The following is a 25,396-nucleotide window of genomic DNA, read 5'->3' as shown; positions in this document are numbered from 1 at the left end:
ATATAACAAGTTTGCTTGTTGACATACAACAAGCAAACTTGTTATTATTCCCCTCATCCGAAGCCTCGGTTGTGGATGAACGAGATGGTGACGCCTGCGAAAGCTGCAAGTTCTTTTCAGCATACTAGCGACACGCTCGACGCAATTGCCGATCGCATCGCGGCTATTGCCAACCTAGATGACTTCGGCGCGGTCGTGCTCGCCATCTATGGGCTTGGCTATCGGGGTGCCGAATTCGCCGACGAGATCCATGAAATCATGGCCCTTGCGAAGGAACGAAGCTGCTTTTCGGGCGAGGCTTTCAAATGACTTTAAGGCTTTTTGAGATCTCTGGCGTCTCAAGGTTCAACGCTCGCAGAGACGCCCCCAACCAGCACGAAATCGAGGAAATGGCGGCGAGCATTTTCGCGCGCGGCGTGACGACGCCCTTGATCATTCGAATGGAAGACGGCACATGGCGCGCGCTCGACGGTGGACGACGCCTAGCCGCGCTCGCCTTCCTTGCTTCGGAAAACAAGCTTCCCGAAGGCAAGAACTTTCTTGTGCCGACGACCTTTTTCGAGGGCGACGACGAGGCGGCGGCCGAGGTCTCCCTCATTTCCTTCGTGCATCGGCGGGACCTCCATCCCGTCGAAGAATTCGAACGCTTTGTCGAGTTGCAGGAGCGCTTCGGCCTCGACGTTCAGGCGATTGCCGCCCGTACTGGAAAGACGACTGGTTTCGTGAAGGGACGCATGAGGCTCGCACGCCTATCCCCAAAGGTCCGCGCGGCTTGGCGCGAAGGAAAGCTCACTGCGGAGCAGGCGCGCGCCTTTTCGGCCTCGGAGAGCCATGAGGCGCAGGATGCGCTGCTCGAAGGGAACAGCATCGACCTCGAAGACTCGGCCCGGTGGATTGCGCGGGAGCTTTCCGGAAGCGACGTCTCGGTGAAAGACAAGCGCGCTGTCTTCGTCGGTCTCGACGCCTATGTCGCCGCCGGCGGGCGGCTGGACGAACAGCTGTTCGAGGACGAGAGCTTCATACTCGACACGCCCATCCTCGATCGGCTCGCTCGGGAGAAGCTGGAGCGAGAAGCAGACCAGGTCGCCTGGGAGGAAGGGTGGGGATGGGCGGAAACCAGTTACGGCGAAGCAAACCCTGTCATCGCCTTTCGGGACATGCGGCGGTTTGACCACACAGAGGAAGAGAACGCGCGCCTCGACGAGATCGAAGGGGTTCTGGAAAACGGCGACCTTGGCGACGCGGAAATTGCTACTCTAGAGCACGAGGTCGTCGAGCTTCAAACCCGTGCTCTGCTGCGGGCGATTGGGCCCGAGGAGCGGGCAGGGCTTGGCGTTTGGGTTTCGATCTCCCCGGAGGGCGAGCTTGAGATCACCCGGGCTTATGGCCAGAAGCAAGCTGCGACGCCGGCCGAAGCGACCGAAGAGGAAGACGACGGAATGACGCCGCCCGGAGAGTCTCGCCCTAGCGCAGCGGCTCCGCCGCCGGCGCAAGCATCCGAGCCGATAGGGAAATCAACCCGAGCCATTCTAGACGAGACTGCGACCCTGGCGCTTTCTGACGCCTGCACCCGCAATCCGCGTCTCGCCATGCTTTTCGCCGTCGCTTCGCTTGGCTGCGGCTATGGCGGTTCGATGGTCAACCTATCTGGCGCGACCAGGCCGGGATTTTCGCCGGAGAACACCCTGCTCGCCGAAATCCGCCACGAGCGCTTCGAAAAGGCACTCGCGATTTGCGCGCGTCATGAGGTCGAAGATCCGGCCACATTGCCCGTCGCCTTAGCGACGCTGATTGGCGGCCTTGTCAGCGCTCAACGAGCGCCGGATTTCGAAACGGTCCGTATCGGGCTCGCCACAGCCTCACACTTCTGCGCCATTGCGGTCGACCTGCGTGACCACATGGATTTCGAGGCCTTTTATAAGGCCGAGCCGCGTGATGTGGCGATCGACGCCATCCGGGCGATGGACGGATCAGGAGCGGCGGCCGACGCCGGCAAGCTGAAGAAGACCGAGCTCGCCAAGCGCGCGGCAATTCTTGCGCGAGACCGCCAGTGGCTTCCGGCCGTTCTTGCCGACGCCCTCGGGGGGGAGTCCGGGGAGCAGGTCGGCTCGGCTCCTGACACTCGCTCGACGGCGGAAGCGATGCGCGAGGCCATCGAAGCCGATGAGGCGGCAGAAGACGCGCAGGCCGGCGACATCGACACGTCCATATCCGCGGTCACGGATAAGCATGGGACGCCCTTGCTCGGCCAGTTCCTGCGCGAACGCGTGCATTATGGGAACGAGGCGCTCGACGCGGGTCGCCTAAAGGCCAGCGAGCTTTACGCAGCGTATGCGGCATATGTGGGTGAGCGCGCCGGCAAGCCGCTCAATCTTGCCGGTTTCGGCGCGGCGCTCGCCGAACTCGGTGTCAAGAAAAAGCGCCTGAAAACTGGCGTGCATTACCTCAACATTTCCCTCCGAAACGGCAGTTGCTCAGATGGCAACGGCTGGGCCTGAGGCTGATTTGCATGAGCACGATCTATGAATTCGTTGCGAACGGGAAACACGTGGAGCTTCTGCGCATAGACTCTAGTCTCGCTGGAAGAAAGAAGCAGCTGGTGACCGCACTCTCTCCCGACGAAGCTTCGGCCGTCCATAGCAATCTGGCCTACGCGATTTCACTCGCACGCCGCAAAGAGCGCCAAGCCGACATGCGCGAGCTCGAGAGGCTGCGTTTGAGCCGCGCATCGATCGAGAGGCAAATCGGCGATCTTGAGGTTCGGCTCGCCAGCGCGCTGGAAAAGGAAACGGTGTGACGCCTCGTCGGAGCAGTCACAGCAAGGAGAGTAGGGTCAATGGCCGGCAGTGTAAACAAAGTCATCCTTGTTGGCCGCCTGGGCCGAGACCCGGACGTGCGCACGACTCAAGGCGGGCAGAATGTCGTGAGCTTCTCGATCGCCACCGACGAAACCTGGATCGACAAGGCTTCAGGAGAGCGCAAACAGCGCACGGAATGGCACAATGTGGTCCTTTTCAATGAGGGCCTCGCGAAAGTCGCTGAGAACTATCTCAAGAAAGGCTCGCGGATTTACGTTGAAGGCATGCAATGCACCAGAGAATACACCGATCGGGATGGGCATGCGCGTAAGATAACCGAAGTTGTATTGAAACAGTTTCGGGGCGAACTCTGCCTTTTGGACGCCGCGGGAGCACGGCCCGCTCCCGAAGAGGGAAGCTATGGTTTGGAGATGTCGCGGGGATCGGCACAGCAGCCCAGGCGCTATGACGACCCACGGATGGCGATGGGCGACAAGCCGGCGCCCCAGCGGCTCTCTGACCAACTCGATGACGACATTCCCTTTTAGGCGGCCGCGAGACAGGTACCAGAGGAATCCATGGCAAATCGGCCAGCACCTTTCACCCAGGCTGAAATCACGCGCGCGATCCGTGCGGCGGTCGCCGCAGGGTTGCCGGTCGCCGGGGTCCGGGTTGACGCGTCCGGATTCACGGTCTTGACTGAAGCGGCCTCGGCTCCAGCGCTCGTTGCGGCCCCGGGTGACGCGTTGGATGCCTCCATAGTAGCTGCGTCACTTTTGGACAGTTCGTATGGTCAAGTTGAGGGTCCCCTATTACCGGGTGAAGAAGGGCCTCGGCTATTGGGAGCCGACACGCGAAATGCGCGAAGCGGGGCTGGGGCCAGTCGCTTGCGGGCCCGACGGCCCGGATGCCTGGCGGAAAGCGCAAGAACAGAATAAGGCGTGGGAGGCCTTCAAAAAGGGCAATTCCCCCGTGCAGTCTTCCGGCCTCCGCGGTTCGCTCGAGGAAGCCTTCGCCCGCTACCGCGCCACCCCGGAGTGGGCGCATAAGGCCTATCGTACCCAGGAGGAATGGAATAGGGCATGGTCGCGCATTCGCCCCTTTTTTGGATCGGCCGCGCCGGCAACCGTGACCTTGGAACTCATCAGCCTATGGCGCTTGAAGATCGAGCGGGAAGTATCCGTTCGGGAAGCGCATCGCTGTGTGAAAATCTGGCGGGCGCTGTGGCGCGTTGCGGCCGCGCAGGGATATTGCCAGCGGGACGCTGACCCTTCGCTAGGGGTCCGCAACAAGGAGCCGAGACGCCGGCAGGAGGTATGGAATGATCGGGAGGCTCGAGCTCTCGTCAAGGGCGCATGGAGATCCGGCTACCGAGGCCTCGCCTCGCTGATTGCGGTGATGTGGGATTCGTCCCTGTCTCCTGTCGACGCCCGCAGGCTGACGCCAGCACAAAGAGTGCGCGAAGCGGCTGGTGACGCGTTCCTCCTGGAGAGGGCAAAGACAGGTCGGGCAGCGGCGGCGACACTTTCTCGGCCCGCAACACGTGTCCTCGATGCCTATCTTGCCACGCTGGGGGTAGAGATCGCCCCGACGGCCCCGATCTTTCGTAATCGATCCGGCACGCCCTATAGCAAGGACACGCTTGGGGATGACTTCCGCGATGTCCGGGCGATAGTTTTCGGAGGAGCGGAACGCCGCACGCTGGCTGATTTCCGCCGATCGGGCGCGGTCGAGGCATTGAGAGGCGGCGCGTCGGCTGAGGTGATCGGAACCAAGTTGGCCAACGATTTTGCGACAAATGCCTTTCTTCAAAAGACCTACACGCCGGTAGATCTTGAGACTGTGCGGAAGGCCGACGAAGCGCGGCGGAAGGGCCGAAAATAAACGACGCTGAGGGAAAAAGTCGGGAGATTGGATGCCAGCCTCTCAGCTTTCCTTGGCACTTAGGGAGTGGGCGAAACGGTCACGGGTGGACTGCTTCTGACCCAAAACGGACATAGCCATTTCGGTCTTACATCCGGCTGGCCGATCGGCTTATAGTCCGAGAATGAGGCTAATGAAGCGCTTGCCCGGTTCAAGATACCGCCTAGATAAGGGCCGGCATTGCATGCTCGCGCTCTCGAAGAGCCTTTGCAAAAGGACACCGGCAGGACGCCTTGACCGACACACTTGATCAGAAACCAGCCTCCACCGAATTGACTGGCGGGGCGGGTTTCACGTACGAAGACACGGTCGTCGCCTATTACCTAGCGCATCTGCTACGGCATGAGCGCGCGGCTGGCCAGCCTGGAATCATCACCAGCGTCGCTGTTCAACGTCAAGGTTACGGCCATCCGATGGATGACGTCATCGTTGGGCTCGATGATGCAGGGACAAAAAGGTCGCTTGATCTCCAAGTCAAACGCTCCGTAACGATCAGCAGTGCTGACCAGCAATTCAAGGAAATCGTCGCGGCCGCCGTGAAGACGCAGGGGTCCCACGATTTCGCTAAAGGTTCGGATGCGTGTGGGTTTGTCGTTGAGCATGTCACGGATACCACATTCCGAAGCCTTTCGCGGCTGATAAACAAGGCGAAGGCGAGCCCTGACCCCAACGATTTCGGACAATATTTCGCGCAGACAGGCACGGCGGGAGCTGACGATAAAAAATTGCGAGAAGGGCTGCGAACCCTTACCGGCGCAGCAAATCTGGATGAGGAAGTCAGCTTCTATCGGAGTTTTGCCGCGCTTCATCTGGCGGGTCTGGAAGAAGGCGGGGCACTTCGAGCCGAGATCGTCAATCGCCTGCAAGAGCTTGTTGCGGATAATGTGGATGGTCAGGACATCCTCCTTTTTGACCGCCTCTGCCGCATTGTGCGCGAAGGCGCGGCGAACGCAGCCAAATGGACGCGTTTATCCTTGCTCGCCCAACTCCAAGGCTCGGTGCGTCTTAAAGTGGCACCGAAATTCAGTGATTGCATCAATCGGTTGAACGCCGAGTCGCTTGATGCGCTAAACGAAGTTTCCGAAACCGTGGATGATTTTCATGTAGCGCGGGACGATTTGCAAGCGGAAGTCGCCAAGGTGCTCCAGAAGCATCGCGTTGTTTCCATCGGTGGGCTGCCAGGATGCGGCAAGTCGGCGATGTTGAAGCACTTTGCTGCCAACGCGGCGCAGTCAGGACCGATCCTCTTTCTTAAGAACGACCGACTGCATGGAACGAGTTGGGCAACGTTTGCGACAGCGCTCGGTCTGCGACACAGCCACGCGCCCGATCTTCTCGCTGAAATCGGTGCTTCAGGTACGCCCATCCTATTCATCGATGGGATCGATCGTATCCGGCCAGATCAACAACACATCATCACTGATCTGATCCGCGCCATTGAGTCCGACCCCAGTCTTCAGTCTTGGAAAGTCCTCGCCAGCTCGCGTGATCAAGGTCTCGAAGCCTACCGGGCTTGGTTCCCCCAGTCGTTCTATTTCGAAATGGGTATGGGTAGCGTTTCGGTAAGGGAGTTCTCCGACGATGAGGCGGATCTCCTTGCCAAGTCCAAGCCCAACCTCCGCAGCCTTCTTTTCAGTTCTAGCTCATCCGTGAAGCAGATTGCCCGCCGCCCATTCTTTGCTGCAGTTCTAGCCAAGGCTCTTCCGAAAGACTCCGAGCCACAAACTGAAGTCGACTTGATCAACGCGTGGTGGTTGCGCGCCGGGCATGACGCGTTGCCAGACACGGTGCCGCAACGTCAGCGCGCACTCGTCGATCTCGCCGAACAGGGCGTACGCAATCTTGGCAAGGGAATCTTTGTGCGAGATCTCAAGCCGGAGACCGTCGAACATCTGGTTGCTCTTCAGGTCGACCACATTCTGCGCGCCGAGCGCGGCGGCGCGATAGTGTCCTTTACGCATGACATATTCTTTGAGTGGGTTTTCTTCCGCCTGCTTATCGACCTGGGGGATGGATGGCTTTCAGCGCTTGCCGCCGCAGGCGAGCCGCCTTTGCTCGGTCGCGTGGTGGGTTTGCTCGCGCAAGACGCGCTTACCGAAACGGGGCGATGGACAGACGGTTACGCCAAGCTTGAGAGCTCTGCTCTTCGTTCCCAATGGCGGCGCGAGTGGCTCACAGCGCCGCCATTTACGAACGCGTTTAAGAATGGCATTGACGAATTCACGCAACTAGTCGAGGCAAACGACTTCGCGCTATGCGATAAATTGCTGGTTTGGTTTCAGGCACAGCATACCGTGCCAAGTCCCATCATCATGCAAACGGCCATTAAGATCGATGGTATGGACCCTGTTCGCATGGCCGACCTCCTTGGATGGCCTTCCGACGGAGTGGCTTGGGGGCGTATGATTGACTGGATCATCGCGCGCCAGCAGACGCTACCGGCACGTCTTATTCCGCAGGCGCTCGAAGTATTTAGCGTGTGGCAAAACGTTTTCGCTGATCTCAAGATCGAACGTTCCAAAAACATACTGGCCACATGCAGCGCGTGGCTGATCGATCTTGAAGCCGAAGCTTACGCCGCGGGCTATACACGAGCACGCGGAAAATGGGAGGTACTCAGCCAAGAGGCGCAGAACAATCTCGCCACGGGATTGCGAAGCCTCATTCTCCGATCGGCCCGCGGTTATTCTGAATTTGCTATCGCTCTTTATGAACGCGCTGCTGGCAACAAGCAGATGCTGCGGTCCGCATTTGACGATCTCATGGACTTTACGCCCATCATGGCGGAAGTGGCGCCGGAAGCCGTTGAAAAGGTCGCCGAAGCAAAACTTATACAAGAGTTACCGCAGGATGCGTACGACCGCCTCCGCCGCGAAGACGCAGAACAAGCTAAGTGGCGCGAAAGGATCAGGGCGATCCCCGAGGAGAAACGCACGCGTCAGCAAAATATGGCACTGTCGTCGCTACACTTTCCGAGGAGTCATTCCGATTTCCGATTGGACGATATAGGCCTCGAAGCCCATAACCACTACTTCCACCCTCCGTCAGCGCTGCAAGAACCTTTCGCGAGCCTACTTGCGAAGAGCCCCGGCGTCGGACTTCGCCTCATCACCAAGCTTACAAACCATGCGACCACCGGCTGGCGTCAAATCCATAAGTTTGGCCGCCACGAACGCGGGACGCCGATCCCCGTCATGCTGGAATTTTCATGGGGCCGGCAGGAGTTCTGGGGAGATTGGCACGTCTTTGGCTGGGGGCTTGGAATGTTGGGCTCCGAGTTGCTTCAGTGTGCCTATCTTTCGCTCGCTTATTGGGCGTTCAAGGAAATCGAGCGAGGTCGCTCCGCGAGCGACGTAATTAAGCAAATCCTCCAAGGTAGCGAATGTTATGCTTCGCTAGGGCTTTGCTTGCGCCTTGCCATCGAGACATTCGAGGTCTCGGAAACCACGCTGCCCATCGTCACATGCCAGCGCCTCTGGGATCATGATTTTGCTCGCCTCGTCCAAGAGCCGCAGAAGGACAACGACCTATTTGGGCTCGGCTTCCTCACGCAACTAAAAGGCGAGAAGGCCAAGGCAAAGGCATTCCTCGAGAGTCGAGAATACCGCAAACACGATGTACGCGAGCTGGCAATGCATTTTGCCCTCAGCAGTGACAAGAGCTTGCGCGATCGTTTCAAGAAGGCGCTTGAAGTGTTTCCCGAAAACCTTCCGTATATTTTCGAAGAAGAACGCGAATACCCGGAACAAACGAGGGATTTGAAGGAAAAAGCCGAGCTCTGGTCCGGGCTCGGAGATATAGAGAATTATCGACGGTATGAAACAAAAGGCGATAAAATCGCCATCGGCTATGAACCGCCGAATGCGCCGCCCGCGGCCACCCAAGAACGAGCCGCTAAGGCCGCTGAATCGTTGAACCAGCAGCGCGTGCTCACTTGGGCCCTTGCTTCCTTGAATGAGGGTAAGCTTGCTGAGGGATGGAGGTTGGTAAGCGCCATCGCCTTCGCCAAAAAGCACGACCTCGACGACCTGTTCAATGAGCGCGCCAATGTCGGTGCCCATGCGATCCAAAGCGGCGTCTCGGCTATCGCCGCCTGCGTTATCCGATTCGGTGAAAGCGATTCACCGGATCTGTCATGGGCGTGGAACGTAATGGAACGTGTTCTGAAAATGCGGGAACCCAGCGATTTCCATGGATCGAATATTCCATGGCATCCTTCGTTCAACCTCATTTCCGCGCTGTTTCATGACCGCAAGAGCGGCGCGCCCCGTTCGGACTCGTCCGCCAGCCTGATCCAGCTTGCGAGTCATCCGAACGAGGATGTGCAGATCATGGCTTTCCAGGCTCTCTTTATGGACCCGGACCCGCATGTGAAGTGGGTTGCCGCGCATTTCGCCTTCGACCTGGCGCACTACATCGACCCGATCCGGAATGAGAAGACCTTTGAGAGCGACGACACAGCAGATCGAGATGCTCGTGGAGCAGCTCTCGTGAAGGCATTGTATGCCCTCGGTGTCGAAGCCGAGGAGGGTTTTGAGCCACTGCCGCCTGCGTGGGTATGCAAGCGGAACGGACGTGCGGAGGACTATTGGACCAACCCCGAGCGCTCCTTCGATGGTCAGTACGCGGCCAAGCGCTTCGCGCACTTTCCGCTTGAAGAGTGGTGCCGGTCAGATGTCTACCGCCCGAAAATCCAGTCGCTTCTTGCCGATCTAGCGCACTGGACCGCTGACCGATTGATGCCGCCGTGGGACGATAGGAAGGCGCGCCGAGACAAACAGACTACTCTTTTTGAATGGAATCGGACCTTGGGCACGATGCTTGCCCGCGCCTTGCCGTTCTTTGACTTGATATGGGTGCGCGACAATTTCTTCAAGCCATTCTCCCAGGACGACGAGGAAGTGTTGCGTGTCCTTGCGCAATTCGCCGAGAGTATCGTTACTCGTCACGTCCTCGATGCCAAAGACATCCCCGAGAATGCGCTGCCAATTCTCGACGCCTGTGTGCAACGGGTCATCGATGATAGAGCATTTGCGCGGAACGGTTATCGCGCGGGCGAAATCCACGGCTACGATATGCCAAGGCTCATCAAGGCGCTTCTGTTTGTGAATGTCGAGGCTGAGTGTTCAGGCGCAGCACGGTTCGCCAATGGCGACTGGAGCGCTATCGCCGTCATCGTTCCTCTCGTGACGAAGCTGGTTAAAGCGACTGGATGGTCAACATTCGTCATGCAAAACTTCCTGACCTTATGTGAACGCGCGGCCGCGTCTTATCCGATCGATGCGTTTATCGAACAGGCTACCGCAGCTTTGGACTCGGTCGAATACGCAAAAGGAAGCTGGGTAGGGACATTATTGCCCGCGCGGCTTGCCGCCACGATTCAACGACTAGCCGAGTCGAATTATCCCCTTGAAGTTAATCGGGCACGAGGATTGTTAAAGCTCCTTGACAGATTGATCGACCTCGGAGACCGGCGAAGTGCGGCGCTCGAACAAGATGAGGCGTTCCGCCGTGTTCAGGGCTTGGTTGCCTGATTGGAGATCTTCTTGGCGCCGCCTCTCTTCGGCATCGACAGGCACACAGCTCGGACGAAGCCCTGCACGCGGCCTGAAGCACCCTGCGAATGGCCTCAGTTTGTTACCGTGCTGTGGAAACCACTGATGCGGGAATTGCCGAAGTTGGGATCGTGAGCAGGTGCACTCGCCATGCTCGCTATTTGACGGCGGCTTTCGCGCCGGGCGTATGCGGGAGTGGAAGTTTGTGGCTCGGTTGGTGCACGCCCTAGACGAGTGAGAGCATCACGCTGCGAGGAACCCCGTTTTCGGGGAAGGAGTGGCCGACCGGAGGCATCAATAGGGACATTTTCGGAACAAATTCCGAAAACTCGCCGGGTCCGCTTTCGGAACGGTTCTGTAAGGGATTGATTTTATGGCGAGAGAGACGGGGCTCGAACCCGCGACCTCCGGCGTGACAGGCCGGCGCTCTAACCAACTGAGCTACTCCCCCGCGCGGCGCGTTGTTCGCGCGAGGACTGCGGGATAGGGCAGCTGGATTTGGAAGTCAAGCGCTTCTCTCCTGCCGTCGATTTTTCCCGCGCTTTTCTTTCCCGACGCGCTGGGCTAAGCCTTTTCGCCATCCGCGACGCCCGGCCATCGAGCGGCGCCCTGCCGTGATTCTGCTCCAAGATTCCGCCATGTCCCAAGAAATTCCGGCCGACGGCCCCCCGCCGAGCGAAAGCGACATCCGCCGCCGGCGCGTCAGGATACGCGCCTGGCGGCGAGGGATGCGCGAACTCGATATTCTCCTGGGCGGCTTTGTCGACGCCAGGATCGACAGTCTCGGCGAGGCCGAGCTCGACGAGATGGAGGCGCTGCTCGAACTGCCCGACGCCGAGCTCTTGAGCTGGCTCGCGGGCGGCGCGCCGCCTCCGCCGGAGCGGGATACGGCCCTACTTAGAGACATCATCGCCTTCCACACCCACGACGGACCGATCCATTGAGCAAGGCGGCAGCGAAGACCAGGGGCGCGGCCGTGGCGCTGGAGAGCGCGCGGGCGCGTCTCGCGCGGGGCGGGAAGCTCCTCTTCGCTCGCGCGCCCGACGGCTTCGACGCCTTTCTCTGCGCCGATCTCGCCCGCGCGCTCGCCCGCGAAGCGGAGGGGCGCCCGGCGGTCTTCGTCCATGTGGCCCGCGATTCGGCGCGCTCCGCCTCTTTTCGCGAGGCGCTGCGCTTCGCCAATCCCGAGGTCGAAATCCTCGACGTCCCGGGCTGGGACTGCCAGCCCTACGACCGCGTCTCGCCCCACGCCGAGGTCGTCGCCCGGCGCATGACGGCGTTGTCGCGCCTCGCCCGCGCCAGCTCTTCGGCCGAGCGGCCCCGCGTCGTCACCACGACGGCCGATTGCCTGCTCCAGCGCGTCCCGCCCAGGAAGATGGTCGCGGCCGAGAGCTTTTCCGCCGCGCCCGGCAATGTGGTCAAGCTCGACGAACTCGCCCGCTGGCTCGAGGCCAATGGCTTCCTGCGCGCCTCCACCGTGCGCGAGACCGGCGAATACGCCCAGCGCGGCGGCCTCATCGACCTCTATCCGCCGGGTTTGCCGGCGCCCATTCGCCTCGACTTTTTCGGCGACACGCTCGAATCGATCCGCAGCTTCGATCCCGAGACGCAGCGCGCCACCGGGCAATTGCGCGCGCTCGACCTCACGCCGATGAGCGAATTGCGGCTGACAAGCGACACGATGCGCCGCTTCCGCCAGAATTACGCCACGCGCTTCGGCGGCCAGACGCGCGGCGACGCGTTGTACGAGGCGGTGAGCGAGGGCCGGCGCCATCATGGCATGGAGCATTGGCTGCCGCTCTTCTATGAGCGCATGGACACGCTGTTCGATTATCTCGGCGACGCGCCGCTCATGCTCGACGCGCTCCTGGAGGATGCGGCCAGCGAGCGCCTCAAGCAGATCGCCGACTATTACGACGCGCGAAAGGAGTCGCACGACCTCGACCCCGCCAATTCCTCCTACAAGCCGCTGGAGCCGCGCGAACTCTACCTCACCCCGAGCGAATGGCGCGGGGCGCTCGATGGCCGCGCCCATGCGCAGTTCACGCCCTTTGCGTCGCAGCGCGACGACGCCATCGACTGCGGCGTCGAGCCCGGCCGGGATTTCGCGCCCGAGCGCAACGAGCCGGAGGTGAATGTCTTCCAGGCGGCCGCGGATCATGTGCAGGCGCTGCGCGCCGCCGGCAAGACGGTCGTCGTCGCCGGCTGGTCCGACGGCTCCTGCGAGCGTCTGGGCCATGTCCTGCAGGAGCACGGCCTCACGGATCTGAGCCTTGTCGGTTCGCTCACGGCGGCGCTGGCGCAGGGCAGGGAGAAGACCATCGGCGGGCTCGCGCTCGCGGTGCTCGGCGTCGAGCATGGGTTCGAGACCGAAGCTTATGCGCTGCTCGGCGAACAGGACATTCTCGGCGACCGCCTCGTGCGCCGCCGCCGCAAGCGCAAGCCCACCGAAAATCTGCTTGGCGAAGTCGCGGCGCTCACCGCGGGCGATCTCGTCGTGCATGTCGATCACGGCATCGGCCGTTTCGTGGGCCTCGAGACGATCACCGCCGCGGGCGCGCCGCATGATTGCCTCGAACTGCATTACGCCGGCGGCGACAAGCTGTATCTGCCGGTCGAAAACATCGAGCTTTTGACCCGCTATGGCGGCGAGGACGCCGAGGCGCAGCTCGACAGGCTCGGCGGCGCCGGCTGGCAGACGCGCAAGGCGCGGATGAAGAACCGCATCCGCGAGATGGCCAAGGGCCTCATCGCCATCGCGGCCCAGCGCCAGTTGCGGCAGGCGCCGAAACTCATCCCGCCCGAGGGGCTCTACGACGAGTTCTGCGCGCGCTTTCCCTATGACGAGACCGAGGATCAGCTCGCGGCGATCGAGGCCGTGCTCGACGATCTCGCGGCGGGGCGGCCGATGGACCGGCTCGTCTGCGGCGATGTCGGCTTCGGAAAGACGGAGGTCGCCCTGCGCGCCGCCTTCACGGCGGCGATCAATGGCAGGCAGGTCGCTGTCGTCGCGCCGACGACGCTGCTCGCGCGCCAGCATTACAGGAATTTCTGCGAGCGGTTCGCGGGGCTCCCGGTGAAGATCGGGCGTTTGTCGCGCATGGTCGGAACGGCGGAGGCGCGCGAGACCAAGAAGGAGCTGGCCGAGGGCAAGGTGGAAATCCTCATCGGCACGCACGCCGTTCTCGGCAAGGGGGTCAGCTTCAGCGATCTCGGCCTCGTCATCATCGACGAGGAGCAGCATTTCGGCGTCGGCCACAAGGAGCGGCTCAAGGAGCTGCGCGCCGAAGTCCATGTGCTGACGCTTTCCGCGACGCCGATCCCGCGCACGCTGCAACTCGCCATGACCGGCGTGCGCGAGCTCTCGCTCATCACCACGCCGCCGGTCGATCGTCTGGCGGTCCGCAGCTTCATCTCGCCCTTCGATCCGCTGATCGTGCGGGAGGCCCTGCTGCGCGAACGCTATCGCGGCGGTCAGGCGTTCTTCGTCTGCCCGCGCATCGAGGACCTGGAGGAGGCGGCGGCCTTCCTGAGGGAAAATCTCCCCGAATCCAAATTCGTCGTCGCGCATGGGCAAATGGCGGCGAGCGAGCTCGAGGACAAGATGTCGGCCTTCTATGACGGGAAGTTCGACATTCTGCTGTCGACGACGATCATCGAATCCGGCCTCGACATTCCCACCGCCAACACGCTCATCGTCTGGCGCGCGGACATGTTCGGCCTCGCGCAGCTCTATCAGTTGCGCGGCCGCGTCGGGCGCTCGAAGACGCGCGCCTATGCGCTGTTCACCACGCCCGCGAACCGCACCATCACGCCGCAGGCGCAAAAGCGCCTAGAAGTGTTGCAGACGCTCGACACGCTCGGCGCCGGCTTCCAGCTCGCCAGCCACGATCTCGACATTCGCGGCGCCGGCAATCTGCTCGGCGAGGAACAGTCCGGCCACATCAAGGAAGTCGGTTACGAGCTCTATCAGCAGATGCTCAGCGACGCGATCACCATGCTGAAGGCCGGGGTCGAGGAGCCCGAGGAAGATGTGTGGTCGCCGACCATCGCCATCGGCGCGCCGGTCACAATCCCGGAGGGTTATGTTCCCGACCTCACCTTGCGCCTGCAGCTTTACCGGCGCCTGTCGACGCTCGAAACGGATCAGGACATCGAGGCCTTCGCCGCCGAGATGATCGACCGCTTCGGTCCGATCCCGCCCGAGGTGGAGCAGCTCTTCGAGATCGTCGCGATCAAGGCCATGTGCCGCCGCGCCCATGTCGAGAAGGTCGACGCCGGGCCGAAGGGCGTCATCATCTCCTTCCGGGACAATCATTTTGCCGATCCGGCGGGCCTCGTGCGCTATGTGTCGGAGCAGGGAACGCAGGCCAAGGTGCGGCCGGACATGCGCATCGTGTTCATCCGTGAATTCGACTCGATGAAGCAGCGGCTCGCCGGCACGCGGCGCATCATGCGCGCGCTCGTCGACATCGCGGAAAAAAGCAGGGCCGCGTGAACGCTGCGGCGCGACGATTCGCCGGCTCGCCTCCGTGTTTGATCTGTGACAAAGTTATCGTCCTCCGCGCGGCAAGCGCGCAGGCTCGGATCGGGTGCAAAGGCGCGCCTTTGCCGGCTCCGGGACAAAATCATTTGGGAGGTTTCATGACGACGCACATCAAAGTCCTGCGCGGCGGATATCTGACGGCCGGCGCGGCCGCCCTGCTCATTGCGGCGAGCGTCGGCGCGGCGCGCGCGGAAGACCATGCGGGCATGGACCACAGCAAGATGGATCACAGCGGGATGGACCATTCCGCCCACGGCGCCGCGCCGACAGGGCAGGTGCAATGGGCCGACCCCGGCAAGGCGCAATCGGCGGCCCCTGCCGCCGCCGCCGAGGCTCCGAAGACCGAGACGCCGAAGGCTGACGAACATGCCGGCCATCATGACGGCGGCGGCGCGGGCGGCGGCATGGATCATGGCGCGGGCGGCATGTCGCACGGCGGCGGCATGGGCGGCGGCATGATGGGCGGCATGATGGGTGGAATGGGCGGCATGAACCATGGCGGCTCCGGCGGCGGCGCGGGCCATGGCGGCGGCATGGGCGGGATGATGCACCACATGATGTGCGGCTTCACCGAACATCTCGAAGGCCGCCTCGCCTATCTGAAGGCCGAGCTGAAACTCACCGCCGAGCAGGTCACACCCTGGAACAATTTCGCCGACGCCTGGCGCGCGGCGGCCCAGAAGGCCAGCAGCAAATGCGCCGCGATGGACGACCGCCCCGATAATTCCAAGCCGGCGGTTCTCCAGAAGCTGGAAAAGATGGAAAACCACATGACGGACCATCTCGACATCGTGCGCGCGCAGAAGGCGGCGATCGAACCGCTCTTCACCGCGCTCTCCGACGACCAGAAGAAGATCGCCAGCGAAACGATGACCTCCGTCATGAAGGTCGGCATGTCCATGGGCGGCGGCGGCATGGGCGGCGGCATGGGCGGCGGCGGCATGATGGGCGGCGGCATGGGCGGCATGATGGGCGGAATGAGCCACGGCGGCTCGGGCGGCGGCATGCAGCACTGACGCGTAACTTCCCTCTCCCCCGACGCGGGGAGAGGGAGTCTCTTGCCTTACTCCACCGAAAACTCCCGCATCATGCCCATGTCCTCATGTTCGAGGTTGTGGCAGTGATACATGAAGCGGCCCTTGAAATCGTTGAAGGGCTTGGCGATGCGGATCGTCTCGCCATGGGTGACGAGGACCGTGTCCTTCAGCCCGCTGTCGATCAACCCGTCCCGGATCGTCGCATAGGCGTCGGCGTCGTCGCCCTCATAGGTCCGGCTCAGGATCTCGAAGGGCTGGCCGTGCAGATGGACGGGATGCGCCATGTTCATCATGCCCATCATCCCCATTCCGCCGCCCATTCCGCCCATCATGCCGCCGCCCATCATGCCGCGGCCCATTCCCATGCCGCCCATCCCTCCCATGCCGCCGCCATGCGCATGGTAGATTTCGAAGAGCTGCACCGTGTCGACGGGGATGCGCTCGATGTCCATCACATTGTCATGCTCGTAAGTGCGTCCGTTGAGCGCGACCTGCATGTGGCCCATGGAGAGCGCGATCGGGCGCGGCCGGTCGCGGTTGGCGATGTCCTCCATGCGGATGTGCTGAATCGTGGCGAGCTTCTCTGGCAGTTTCGGACTGTCGCTCACGGCGCGCGTCACGGTCGCCGTGAACAGCGGATAGTCGTCGCCCACGAAGAGCGCGCCGCCCATCATGCGTTGCGCCATCGGCGGAACGAGACCCTCGAAGGCGCCGCTGCGCATCACCAGTTTCGAGCCCACCGGACGGCCGCTGAAATCGACCCAGAGGTCGACGCGCTCGGCCGGCGCGAACATGACGTAAGGGCGGCGCTCCGGCTTTTCCAGCAGGCCGCCGTCGACGCCGATCACGGTCAGCGGCGTTCCGTCGTCCCACGTCAGCTTGTAGATGCGCGCGTTCGATCCGTTCAGCAGGCGGAAGCGATAGGCGCGGCTTTCGACGTCGAGCCTGTAGTCGGGCCGTCCGTTGACGAGAATGCGCTCGCCATAAAAGCCGAACATGTCGCGATGCATGCCGCCCCAATAGGCGAGCTGATTGGCCTCGTCGAAAGAGCGATCCTGAATCACGAGCGGAATTTCATAGGCGCCCGAAGGCAGGCCGAGCGCGCGTTCTTCCTCGTCCTCGACGATCAGGCCGCCGGCGAGGCCGTGATAGACCTGCGTCGCCGTCGCCTCATGCGTGTGCGGATGATAGAAATTGAAGCTCGCGCGATTGCGGACGTCAAATTCATAGACGTAGGTCTCGCCCGTTTCGATCGCGGCCATCGGGTGGCCATCGGCCTCCATCGGCACATGCAGGCCGTGCCAATGGGTGATTGTCTGTTCGGGCAGATCATTGCGCAGGCGAATGCGGACCTTCTGTCCCTTCACGAGCCGCAGGAGCGGCCCGAGATAGCTGTCGGGCAGGGTTGTCAGCGTATTGGCCGGGCCCTTGAGCAGATTGCCCGTATACCGCCACACCTGGGTCGGCTTGCCCGGCAGGATGGGGGCGAGATCGCGCTGGCAGACCAGCTCCAGATCGACGTCCGCACTGAAGCTCTCGCTTGCCCCCCGCGCCGGCTTCGCCACGGCTGTTTCAAAGGCCATCCGCGGCGCGGCGAGGGCCGCGGCCGACATCAGGAAGCCGCGTCGCGTCACCCTGAACATCTTGCGCATTCAACACCTTCCCTTTTGCGCGACGATCCGCGCGATTTATTAGTTATGTCGAATATAAGACCCTTCGGGTCCGAAACCCCTGCGGCATAAGGCGGCAGCGCGACGGCGCGAAAGGGCGGCGGCGCCGCGAAAGGGTTCATAAAATTTGCGAAGTCGGCGTCGCCTGTGGCAAAAGCTCAGGACGATTTATGCCTGTGAGTGGCGTCAGCGGGCGCCGGCTTCAGACGGGTTCTCTCAGCGAATGAACGAGACGGTCAGACAGAAGCCGCGTGGCGCAGCGGTCGCGGCTGTCGCGATGGAGCGCCTCTTCGAGCCGCGCTTTCGCGGCGCGGTCAAGCCACGGCCGCGCTTCCTCGCCTTTCTCATCCTCTGCCTGCTGCTGCATCTCTCGATCCTTGCCTTCCTGCTGTGGGAGGACAAGCACACGGCGCTGCCGGCGCCCGTCGAGGAAATCCCGGTCGAGGTGATCACCGAGCCGCCGCCGCCGCCGCAGGAAGAAAAGAAGGAAGAGCCGCCGCCGCCCGAGCCCGAGCAGCAGCAGCAGGAAAAGCAGAAGCCCCCGCCGCCGCCTCCGCCCCCGCCGGACAAGCTGGAGGAGCCGGCGACGGACGCGCCCAAGCTCGAAAGCAAGGCCAAGAGCGAGCAGGACGCGCCCGAGGAGCAGAAAGAGACAAAGACGCCGCGCAAGGACACGCCGACGGAGAAGGTCGTTCCCAAGGACGAGAAGCCCGAAGCCCTGAAGGACGCCGAGGATGACGCCGACGGCGACAAGAAGCCTGCGCCGGCGCCCATGAAGGAGATCGAGGACAAGCCCGACGCGGAGGTGATCGAGCAGGCCGAAAAAACGCCCAAGCCGGTCGAGAAGCCGACGCCGGACCCCGGCAAAGCGGCCAGGAAGGGCGAGGGCAAGACGATCGCCGAAATGGTCGCGGCCATGGCGCCGCTGCCGGCGCCGGTCTTCTCCGCGCCGCCGAAGACGTCGCCGGTCGGCGGCGGTCAGGCCAAGACCACCTATCTGACGATCCTCTACGGGCTGATCATGCCGCACATGCGGATTCCGCCGCGCGTGCGCGAACTGCCGATGTCGACCAAGGGCGTCGTGGCCTTCTACATCGACGAGATGGGCAATCTGACCCATCAGGCGGTTTACAAGACCAGCGGCCTGCCGGACCTCGACGCCGCCGCGCTCGCGGCCGTCCGCGCCGCCGCGCCCTTCCCGCCGCCGCCGCGCGGCCTGCCGCGGGCGATGCTGTTCTCTTACGCGACGAAGTAGCCACCTCCCTCGCCGCCGGTCAACAGACGGGCGTCCTTACGGACACCCTCTGGCGGGGGAGGGACAGTGAGGGGGCGCCTGTGGCGCGACTCGCTGCTGCCTCACCCCTCCAGCGCGATCGCCGACACCAACCGTCCGTAATCCGGCTCGCGGCGATGGACGCTGCGGCGATAGCTGAAGCAGCGGGCCTCGTCGGCGTAGGTGTCGACGCCCAGCGCCGTGAAGGACCCGAGGTCGAGCCGCTCCACCCGCATGGCGATGAAGCCCTGCAAATCGAACATGCTGTGGCCCGCGCGGGGCGAGGGCGCGAAGAAGCGCGCGTAACCGGGGTCGGTTTCCAGGAACCGGTCGGAAAACTCCGGGCCGACCTCATAGCTCGACGCGCCGATGGCCGGGCCGAGCGCCGCGTGAAGATCGCCGCGCCGCGCGCCCTGCGCCTCCATGGCGACCACGGTCGCCTCGATCATGCCGCCAAAGGCGCCCTTCCAGCCCGCGTGACAGGCTCCGACCACGCCCGCCCGCGCGTCGGCGAAGAGCAGCATGCCGCAATCCGCGCCGGTGACGCCGAGCGCGAGCCCCGCCGCGCCAGTGACGAGGCCGTCGCAGCGCGGCCGCGCCTCGGGAGCCCATGGCTCCGCAACGGTCAAGGCGTCGGCTGAGTGAATCTGGAACGGCACTAGCAGGCGTTCGGGCGCGACGCCCACCCGCGCGGCCATGCGCGCGCGATTCTCGGCGACGCGCGCGGGCGCGTCCTTCGATCCGACGCCGCCGTTGAGCGAGCCGTAAACGCCCTCCGAAACGCCGCCCTCGCGTGTGAAGAAGGCGTGGCGCACGCCGGGCAGGTCGAGGTTCCCGGCGGTCAGCGCGGGCGGATGTGACATGCGCTTGTCCTCACTCAGACGATGAAGCCCGGCATGTCGGGCATGTCCGGATGGGTCACCGCCATCACCTTGAACAGGCCGCCCATGTGACGGCGCGGGTCCTTCGCGCCGGTCAGCCGGTCGAACGCGTCGACGATCGCCTGCGCCTGCTCCGGGTTGGCCTTCTTCATCAACGCCTGGGCGCGCCGCTCGATGCCGAGCTGCATCAGGAACTGCGCCTGCGTCACCGGCCCCATCACCCTCGCGCCCTGCGCGTGGGCGGCGCGCGCCAGCGCCGCGAAATCCACATGGGCGGTCAGATCGGCTTCGCCCGGCTCCGCGAGCGGATCGACATAGGCGTGTTTGGAGACCGCCTGAAGGCTGTCGCCCAGCGAGGTTTCGAGATAGCCGTAGTCGATCACGAGCATCGCGCCGCCCTCGCGCACGAGGCGCGCGGCGATGTCGCTCATGATGCGCTGGCTCATGGGGCTCACCTCGATGATCGAGCCCTCGCGCGCCGGCGCGATCAGCGACGGCTCGATCTCGTCGGACAGCCCGAAGACCAGGCCGCCCGAAGCGTTGAGCCCGACGAGGCGCTCGCGCCAGCCGGAGAGGGTGCGGACATAGTGGCGCACCGGCAGGGCGTCGAAAAATTCATTGGCCAGCAGAATCGCCGGCCCCGGGGGCGTCTCGTTGACGTCGCTGGCCCAGCTCACCATTTTTGGCGCGCGCGCGAGCGTCTGCTCCTGAATGCGGCGCAGGACCGGCGAGGTCTCCACGAGATGCACGGTGACGGCGTCGAGGAAGGCCGGCGAGATGCGGGCGACGCGCAGCACGTCGGACATCAGCGTGCCGCGTCCGGGGCCGAGCTCGACGAGCCGCGCGGGGACCGGCGCGCCCGCGAGGCGCCAGGCCTCGCTCGCCCAGACGCCGAGAAGCTCGCCGAACATCTGGCTGATCTCCGGCGCGGTGATGAAATCGCCGCCGGCCCCGAAGGGATCGCGCGTCATGTAATAGCCATAGCGCGGATGCGCGAGGCAGAGGCCCATGTAGCGTTCGAGCGTGATCGGCCCCTCATGGGCGATCATCGTTGCGATTTCCTGTTTCAGCGCATTCATGCGGGCGCGCTCCTGCGGCGCAGCGAGAGGATCATCAGGGCGCCTCCGATCAGAATGAGCGGCAGGGACAGCGCCATGCCCATTGTCAGTCCATTGGACAGGGCCTCCTGCGCTGGGTCCGGCTCACGGAAGAATTCGCAGAAGATGCGGGCGAGCCCGTAGCCGACGCCGAACAGGCCGGTGACGAGGCCGGGACGCTTCAGCCCGCCCGCGCGCACGACCAGCATGAGCGCCACGAACAACGCCACTCCCTCGAGCCCCGCCTCGTAGAGCTGGCTGGGATGGCGCGGGGCGTCTCCGGCGGGCGGGAACACCATGGCCCAGGGGACGTCCGTTTCGCGGCCCCACATTTCAGGTCGAATGAAATTTGCCAGCCGTCCGAAGAAAAGCCCGATGGGCGTGACGGCGGCGCAGAGATCCGAGACCGTGAAGATCGGCGTCGCATGTTTGCGGGCGAAGAGCGCCATGCCGACAATCGCGCCGATGAGCCCGCCGTGAAAGGCCATGCCGCCTTTCCATGTCTCGAAGATTTCGAGCGGATGGGCGAGATAATGGCCGGGATCGTAGATCAGCACATGGCCGAGCCGCCCGCCGATGATGACCCCGAAGGCCGCGTAGACGATCAGATCGTCGACGCCCTCGGCGCTCGGCCGGAGCTGGTCGCGCCGCCACAGGGCGCTGGCCCCGACGAGCGCCCGCATGCCCAGCCAGGCGCAAATGAAGCCGCCGATATAGGCGAGCGCGTACCAGCGGATCGGAAACGGGCCGAGATGGACCGCGACCGGATCGACGATGGGGAAGGGCAGAACAAAAAAGGGCATCAAAGGGGTCCGGGGGGCGCGCGACTCAGCCCCGCGCCGCGTTAACCTTTTAGCGGCGGGGAGAGGCGATGTCATGCCCCCTTCGGGCGCAGGCCCCGTTTATAATCAAGGGGTCGCGCAAGGCGAAAGAAGGGCGAAAGCGGGACGCGGCGCTCACGCCGGGCGGACGGCGCGCCGTCCGCCCATACGCGAGGATCTGGCGCGGGTCAGCGCCCGCGCCGTGTCAGGCCGCCTTTTTCTGCGGCAGAAAGCGGCCGTAGAAGGTTTCTCCCTTGGCCGCCATGTCGCGCAGGAGTTGCGGCGGCGAGAAGCGGGGGCCGTGTTTCGCGGCGAGCGCGTCGCATAGCGCCACGAACGCCTTCGCGCCCATGCCGTCGATATAGCTCAGCGTGCCGCCGGTGAAGGGCGCGAAGCCGAAGCCGAGAATCGACCCCACATCCGCTTCGCGCGGATCGGTGACGACGCCCTCGGCGAGCGTGCGCGCCGCCTCCACCGCCTGCGCCACGAGGAAGCGCTGCTTCAGCTCGGCGACGTCGATCGTATCGGGGTCGAGCTTCGTTTCCGCGAGGGCGGAGAGGCCGGGCCACAGGCTCTTGGTGCGGTCGGCGTGATAGTCGTAGAAGCCCTTGCCGTTCTTGCGGCCGAAGCGCCCGTTCTCCTCCACCATGAAGCGCAGCACGCGTTCCTGGCGCGGATCGATGGCCTGTTCGCCGAGGTCCTTCTTGGTGGCGTTGAGGATCTTCCAGCCGAGATCGAGCGCGACTTCATCATTGAGCGAGAGCGGCCCGACCGGCATGCCGGCCATGCGCGCGACATTCTCGATCATCGCCGCCGGCACGCCTTCGGTCAGCATGATCTGGCCTTCGCGCACGTAATTCAGCACGCAGCGATTGGCGTAGAAGCCGCGCGTGTCGTTGACGACGATGGGCGTCTTCTTGATGATGCGGATGAAATCCAGCGCCGTCGCCAGCGCCCGGTCGCCCGTCTTCTCGCCCATGATCACTTCGACGAGCAGCATCTTCTCGACCGGCGAGAAGAAGTGGATGCCGATGAAGTTTTCGGGCGCGAGCGAGGTTTCCGCGAGCGAGCTGATCGGCAGGGTCGAGGTGTTGGAGGCGAAGATCACGTCGGCGCCCACCACCGCCTGCGCGCGCTTCGTGGCTTCGGCCTTCACGGCGCGGTCCTCGAAGACGGCTTCGAGCACGAGATCACAGCCGGCGAGCGCGGCGTAATCGGCGGTCGCCGTCACGCGCGCCAGCAGCGCCTCCTTGTCGGCCGGCGTCGCGCGCCCCTTGGCGACAGAGCCGGAGATCAGCCCGTCGATGGTCGCCTTGCCCCGGTCGGCGCTCTCCTGATCGCGGTCGATCAGCACCACCTCGATTCCATTGAGCGCGCTGACATAGCCGACGCCGGCGCCCATGAAGCCGGCGCCGAGCACGCCGATCTTTTTGAGATTCGTCGGCGGGACATCCTTCGGCCGATGCGCGCCCTTGTCCAGCTCGTTCTTGGAGAGGAACAGCGAGCGGATCATGGCCGCCGCCTCCTTCGAGCGCAGGATATGCGCGAACCAGCGCGACTCGACGGTCAGCGCCTGATCCATCGGCAATTGCAGCCCTTCATAGACCGCATGCAGAATGGCCTTCGCCGCCGGATAATTGTCGTAGGTTTCGCGACGATAGATGGCGTTGGCCGCCGGCCACACCATCATGCCGGCGGGCGAGAACACCTTGCCGGACGGATTCTTGAAATCCTTCACGTCCCAGGGCGCCTGCGCCTTGCCGCCGTTGGCGATCCAGGCGCGGGCGCGCTCGACGATCTCCGCGCGGGGCGCGATCTCGTGCACGAGCTTCGCGCCGAGCGCCGCTTTCGGTTTGACCTGATCGCCGCGGAACAGGAACTGGAGCGCGTCGCCGGTCTGCATGATGCGCGAGACCCGCTGCGTGCCGCCGGCGCCGGGGAAGAGGCCGACCTTGATTTCCGGCAGCCCGACCTTGGTCTTCTCGTCGTCGGCCATCACGCGGTAGTGGCAGGCCAGCGCCAGTTCGAAGGCGCCGCCGAGACAGACGCCGTGAAGCGCGACCGCGAAGGGTTTGCCGCAGGTCTCCAGCTTGCGATAGAGCAGCGAGAGCCTGCGCGAGTTTTCGAAGAACAGCCTGTTGGCCGCTTCCTCGCCCTGTTCCTTGCGCGCCCTGGCGTATTCCGCCGCGCCGGTTTGCAGCATGGAGAGATCGGCGCCGCCGGAGAAGGCGCTCTTGCCCGAGGCGATCACACAGCCCTTGACGGCGGGATCGGCCACGATGGTTTCCACGGCGTGATCGAGTTCGTCCATCACCTCGGGCGTGATGACGTTCATCGAGCGGTCGGGCATGTCCCATGTCAGGAGCGCGACGCCATCGGCGCCGGTCTCGAAGCGGAAGTTGACGAGGTTCATTTGGTTCGCTCCCAAGCGGAGAATCCTTTTCCCCCCTCCTTAGTCCCTCCCCCGCTTCGCGGAGAGGGGACGCTCACGATCGGCGCCGTCAATGAAGGCGCAATCTGCTCCCTCTCCCGCGAGAGGGTTGGGGAGGGGGCGCTGCTTACACCCGTTCGATAATCGTCGCCGTGCCCATGCCCGCGCCGATGCAGAGCGTCACCAGCGCGGTCGATTTGCCCGTGCGCTCCAGTTCGTCGAGCGCCGTGCCGACGAGCATCGCGCCAGTCGCGCCGAGCGGATGGCCCATGGCGATGGCGCCGCCATTGACGTTCACCTTCGCCGGGTCGAGATCGAACGCCTGCAAATACCGCAGCACGACCGCCGCGAAGGCTTCGTTGACCTCGAAGATGTCGATGTCGTCGAGCGTCATGCCGGAGCGCGCCAGCACTTTCTTGGTCACGTCGACCGGCCCGGTCAGCATGATCGCCGGCTCCGAGCCGATATTGGCGAAAGCGCGAATGCGCGCCCTCGGCTTGAGCCCCAATTTCTCGCCGGCGTCCCTGGAGCCGACGAGCACCGCCGCCGCGCCGTCGACGATGCCGGAGGAATTGCCGGCGTGGTGCACGTAATGCAGCTTCTCGATCGCCGGATAGGCCTGGATCGCCACGGCGTCGAAGCCGCCCTGTTCCGCGAAGAAGGCGAAGGAGGGCTTCAGGCTCGCCAGCGACTGCATGTTGGTGTCGGGGCGCATGTGCTCGTCGCGGTCGAGCAGCGTGATCCCGTTCACATCTGTGACGGGAACCACGGATCGCGCGAAGCGGCCTTCGGCCCAGGCGGCGGCGGCGCGCTTTTGCGACTCCACCGCATAGGCGTCGACGTCGTCGCGCGAAAAACCATACTTCGTCGCGATCAGATCGGCCGAGACGCCCTGCGGCATGAAATAGGAGGGAATCGCGATGGTCGGGTCCACGGGCCAGGCGCCGCCGGAGGCGCCGATGCCGACGCGGCTCATCGATTCCACGCCGCCGCCGATCGCCAGATCATGCTGCCCCGACATGATCTCGGCGGCCGCGAAATTCACCGAATCGAGACCGGAGGCGCAGAAGCGGTTGATCTGGACGCCGGGCACTCTGTACGAGAAGCCCGAGGCGATCGCGGAGGCGCGCGCAATGTCGCCGCCCGCTTCGCCGACCGGATCGACGCAGCCCAGAATCACGTCGTCGACTTCAGGTCCGGCGAGGCCGTTGCGCGCCCTGATCGCCGTCAGCGCGGTGTTGGCGAGGCTGAGCGAGGAGACCTCATGCAGCGAACCATCCGGCTTGCCGCGCCCGCGCGGCGTCCGGACGGCGTCGTAAATAAAGGCTTCGGGCATGACGTTTCCTCTCGGTCATTTTCATTCG

At 63.7% G+C, this 25,396-nt stretch carries 16 protein-coding genes and 1 tRNA gene; 10 read left to right on the top strand and 7 right to left on the bottom strand.

Translation table 11 applies throughout. The features are described from left to right. Positions 1-75 precede the first annotated feature (75 nt). The 6 genes from ACR652_RS17250 to ACR652_RS17225 all read left to right on the top strand — a co-directional run bounded on the left by ACR652_RS17250 (position 76) and on the right by ACR652_RS17225 (position 10,255). Positions 76-309, top strand: coding sequence for a hypothetical protein (locus ACR652_RS17250; protein ID WP_434507714.1), 234 nt, complete (start codon positions 76-78; stop codon positions 307-309). Continuing rightward, complete coding sequence (locus ACR652_RS17245) at positions 306-2,498, top strand: ParB N-terminal domain-containing protein (RefSeq protein WP_434507713.1); 2,193 nt, start codon at positions 306-308, stop codon at positions 2,496-2,498. Before ACR652_RS17250 ends, ACR652_RS17245 begins: the two co-directional genes overlap by 4 nt. Positions 2,499-2,509: 11 nt before the next feature. Continuing rightward, positions 2,510-2,797, top strand: a complete 288-nt coding sequence (locus ACR652_RS17240; RefSeq protein ID WP_434507712.1) for a hypothetical protein — start codon at positions 2,510-2,512, stop codon at positions 2,795-2,797. A gap of 39 nt (positions 2,798-2,836) precedes the next feature. After that, positions 2,837-3,346, top strand: a complete 510-nt coding sequence (gene ssb / locus ACR652_RS17235) for a single-stranded DNA-binding protein (RefSeq protein WP_434507711.1) — start codon at positions 2,837-2,839, stop codon at positions 3,344-3,346. Between the two features lie 241 nt (positions 3,347-3,587). Then, entirely contained in the window at positions 3,588-4,682 is a 1,095-nt protein-coding gene (locus ACR652_RS17230) for a tyrosine-type recombinase/integrase (RefSeq protein ID WP_434507710.1), read from the top strand. Between the two features lie 272 nt (positions 4,683-4,954). Then, positions 4,955-10,255, top strand: a complete 5,301-nt coding sequence (locus tag ACR652_RS17225; RefSeq protein WP_434507709.1) for a hypothetical protein — start codon at positions 4,955-4,957, stop codon at positions 10,253-10,255. A 395-nt stretch (positions 10,256-10,650) separates the two neighbouring features. On the opposite strand, the gene ACR652_RS17220 is transcribed toward ACR652_RS17225, so the two are convergent. Beyond that, positions 10,651-10,727, bottom strand: a tRNA-Asp gene (locus tag ACR652_RS17220). Positions 10,728-10,914: 187 nt separating this feature from the next. On the opposite strand from ACR652_RS17220, the gene ACR652_RS17215 reads away from it, so the two are divergent. From ACR652_RS17215 to ACR652_RS17205, 3 genes are all read left to right on the top strand, one after another. Further along, a complete protein-coding gene (locus tag ACR652_RS17215) occupies positions 10,915-11,220 on the top strand; it encodes a succinate dehydrogenase assembly factor 2 (RefSeq protein ID WP_434507708.1) in 306 nt (101 codons plus the stop codon). Beyond that, the gene (gene mfd / locus ACR652_RS17210) at positions 11,217-14,774 is read left to right on the top strand and encodes a transcription-repair coupling factor (protein WP_434507707.1); all 3,558 of its coding nucleotides are present in this window, start codon (positions 11,217-11,219) and stop codon (positions 14,772-14,774) included. Before ACR652_RS17215 ends, mfd begins: the two co-directional genes overlap by 4 nt. A gap of 146 nt (positions 14,775-14,920) precedes the next feature. Then, on the top strand, positions 14,921-15,838 hold the full coding sequence (locus ACR652_RS17205; RefSeq protein ID WP_434507706.1) for a Spy/CpxP family protein refolding chaperone: 918 nt from the start codon (positions 14,921-14,923) through the stop codon (positions 15,836-15,838). Between the two features lie 47 nt (positions 15,839-15,885). On the opposite strand, the gene ACR652_RS17200 is transcribed toward ACR652_RS17205, so the two are convergent. Beyond that, positions 15,886-17,511, bottom strand: coding sequence for a multicopper oxidase family protein (locus tag ACR652_RS17200; protein ID WP_434507705.1), 1,626 nt, complete (start codon positions 17,509-17,511; stop codon positions 15,886-15,888). A gap of 241 nt (positions 17,512-17,752) precedes the next feature. On the opposite strand from ACR652_RS17200, the gene ACR652_RS17195 reads away from it, so the two are divergent. Continuing rightward, entirely contained in the window at positions 17,753-18,784 is a 1,032-nt protein-coding gene (locus ACR652_RS17195; RefSeq protein WP_434507704.1) for a TonB family protein, read from the top strand. Between the two features lie 101 nt (positions 18,785-18,885). Here ACR652_RS17195 and ACR652_RS17190 read toward each other — a convergent pair whose 3' ends face one another. The 5 genes from ACR652_RS17190 to ACR652_RS17170 form a co-directional block, all read right to left on the bottom strand. Continuing rightward, positions 18,886-19,665 (bottom strand): polyphenol oxidase family protein, encoded by a 780-nt coding sequence (locus ACR652_RS17190; protein WP_434507703.1) that lies wholly within the window; start codon positions 19,663-19,665, stop codon positions 18,886-18,888. Positions 19,666-19,679: 14 nt separating this feature from the next. Next, on the bottom strand, positions 19,680-20,762 hold the full coding sequence (locus ACR652_RS17185) for a class I SAM-dependent methyltransferase (RefSeq protein ID WP_434507702.1): 1,083 nt from the start codon (positions 20,760-20,762) through the stop codon (positions 19,680-19,682). Beyond that, positions 20,759-21,583, bottom strand: coding sequence for a prolipoprotein diacylglyceryl transferase (gene lgt / locus ACR652_RS17180; protein ID WP_434507701.1), 825 nt, complete (start codon positions 21,581-21,583; stop codon positions 20,759-20,761). The genes ACR652_RS17185 and lgt overlap by 4 nt, the downstream gene beginning before the upstream one ends. A gap of 223 nt (positions 21,584-21,806) precedes the next feature. Continuing rightward, complete coding sequence (locus tag ACR652_RS17175; protein ID WP_434507700.1) at positions 21,807-24,014, bottom strand: 3-hydroxyacyl-CoA dehydrogenase NAD-binding domain-containing protein; 2,208 nt, start codon at positions 24,012-24,014, stop codon at positions 21,807-21,809. Positions 24,015-24,159: 145 nt separating this feature from the next. Further along, on the bottom strand, positions 24,160-25,368 hold the full coding sequence (locus ACR652_RS17170; protein WP_434507699.1) for an acetyl-CoA C-acetyltransferase: 1,209 nt from the start codon (positions 25,366-25,368) through the stop codon (positions 24,160-24,162). Between the last annotated feature and the right edge of the window lie 28 nt (positions 25,369-25,396).

Source organism: Methylocystis sp. (genome assembly GCF_051061225.1).
Classification (GTDB): Bacteria; Pseudomonadota; Alphaproteobacteria; order Rhizobiales; family Beijerinckiaceae; genus Methylocystis.
This window is presented reverse-complemented; position numbering and strand designations above follow the sequence as displayed.